Raw genomic sequence first — 2,072 nt, forward strand, 5'->3', positions numbered from 1 at the left:
CGATAGTCGCGGCCGCCCACCGGGATCGGGCCACCGCACGCGAGCTGACCGGCCAGGTGCTGGCCGAAGCCCGCGCCGATGCCGCCGCGACGCCGCTGACGCCGCTGGCCCAGCGTGAGGCCCTGCGCCGCTCGGTGGCGCGGCTGCGCGCCCAGCGCGCCCACGTCCTGGCCGCCCGGCGCCGCTCCCGCCGGCGCACCGCGGCACTACGGGCGCTGCGCTACCGGCTGTTGCGCCGCCGTCTGCACCGGCTTGGCCGGCGGCTGCCGCTGCCCGGTGGCCGCGCCGCAACGGCGGTGCGGGCGGCGCTCTCGCGGCTGGGCCGGCCCTACGTCTGGGGCGCTACCGGCCCGGATCAGTTCGATTGCTCCGGGTTGGTTCAGTGGGCCTACGCCCAGGCCGGCGTGCACCTCGACCGCACCACCTATCAGCAGATCGACGACGGAATCGCAATACCCCGGTCCCAGGTGCGCCCCGGCGACCTGGTCTTTCCCCATGCAGGGCACGTCCAGCTGGCGATCGGCAACAACCAGGTCGTCGAAGCCCCGTATTCGGGTGCCTCGGTTCGGATCGCCCCGCTGGGCGCCGGCGTGCAGATCCGGCGGCCGCTGTGAGCCGGGGTGGTCGCCCGGCCAGTAGGGGTGGTCGCCCGTCCCGTCGGGGTAGTCGCCCGGCCCGTCGGGCAGGATGAGAAAGTTGGAGTCCATGGCGGATCGGGCTGGACCATCGGTCGAGGCGGCCCAACGGCGCCAGGCCGCGCTGGTCCGGCAGCAGGGTGTCCTCGCCGACGCCGATCGGGTGCTGGCCGAGGTGCTGGACGGTGCGCACGCATGCCTGCGGGACAGTGTTCGCCGGCTGGAGGCACTCGGCGCCGAAATCGAGCAGGCGGTGCGGCAGCGGGCCGGTGCCGTCGTCGAATCCCCGCTGGCGGCACGCGAATTCCAGTTGTTCCTGGTGGCCAAGCAACGTGAGATCGCGTCGGTGGTGGCGGCGGCCAGGGACTTCAGCCGGACCCAAAGTGCCGTGTTGGAGGGCTTGGCCGGCCAGTACTCGTCGCGAGCGTAACGGGGTTGCGATTTTGCGCCCCGGATTTCGCCGTGGCGTTACGCTCGCGAGCGAGCGGGGCGCTTCGGGTGCGGCTGGCCGCCGGCCGGGGCGAACCCGCGCCGGGAATGCTCCCCAGGGTGCGCGGACAGTGAATTGCCGGCGTGACCGGCGGTCCGTAGCGTCCGGCGGCATGAGGGGTCGGGACAACCAGTCGCCACCGCGGCGCGGCGGCTAGATGGCGACCGATCGCGATGTTCTGGAAACGATGCGGCGCATCACCGAGGCCACCGGCGACCCGCGGGCCTGGCAGGCGGGCCTGACGTCCTCCGAAGTGACCGCCGTCGTCGCCCCGATCGCTCCGGGGCCGCAACTGGACACGATTCTGGCCAAGATCCGTCGTTGGTACCCGAAGGTCTTCGACCCGGAGGCCCCGTCGGCGCCGCGCGATCCCGAACAGGCCTCCGAGCCCAGGGAACCCGCCGTCGGAAACCGTGCCGACGGCGACGCGGCCGAGGCCATCGCCATCGCTGAAGCCGCTCTGGCACACCAGAATTCGGTGAGTTCCCAGCTGGATCTGCACGTGATTTCGGCGATCCTCAATGCGCATGCGGCCACGGTGGACGGCGGCGGTGCACTCGATGACTTGCAGCAGCAGGTCGAGACCGCGGTGGCAACGCGGTCGGACCTGGACACCCCTGCCGGTGCACGCGAGTTCCAGCGGTTCCTGATCGGCAAGCTCCGCGATATCCGCTCGGTCGTCGCCGGTACCCGCCTCGACGACACGTCGAAGTCGGCGTTGATGGCCGCTTGGACGTCGCTGTACAACGCGTCGCTGGCCGGGGCTGGGACCGGGGCGGGGGTCGGGGCTGGGGCCGGGGCTGGGGCTGGGGCTGGGGTGCCGGGAGAGTTCCCTTCTGCATCGGGAACGGCAGCGTCGGGAACGCCCCTCTCGCCGGCCACGACGCCGTCGGGAACGCCACCGTCGGCAGCCTCGCCGGCCACGACGGCGTCGGCACCGGGACCCC

3 protein-coding genes are annotated in these 2,072 nt (G+C 72.7%); all 3 read left to right on the plus strand.

Annotated elements, in window-relative coordinates; genetic code table 11:
* Positions 1–614: C40 family peptidase (locus tag ACK5M9_RS11650; protein WP_416893328.1), on the plus strand; the 614-nt coding region annotated here is incomplete at its 5' end.
* A 91-nt stretch (positions 615–705) separates the two neighbouring features.
* Entirely contained in the window at positions 706–1,065 is a 360-nt protein-coding gene (locus ACK5M9_RS11655) for a DUF4226 domain-containing protein (protein ID WP_416893329.1), read from the plus strand.
* 217 nt (positions 1,066–1,282) lie between these two features.
* The coding region (locus ACK5M9_RS11660; RefSeq protein WP_416893330.1) for a DUF4226 domain-containing protein at positions 1,283–2,072 on the plus strand (790 nt) is incomplete at its 3' end.

The sequence above is a fragment of the Mycobacterium sp. genome (assembly GCF_047975165.1).
Lineage (GTDB): Bacteria > Actinomycetota > Actinomycetes > Mycobacteriales > Mycobacteriaceae > Mycobacterium.

What these genes read in the sequence shown, in the direction of transcription:
- ACK5M9_RS11655 (WP_416893329.1), top strand. Translation starts at nt 706, where the DNA reads ATGGCGGATCGGGCTGGACCATCGGTCGAGGCGGCCCAACGGCGCCAG.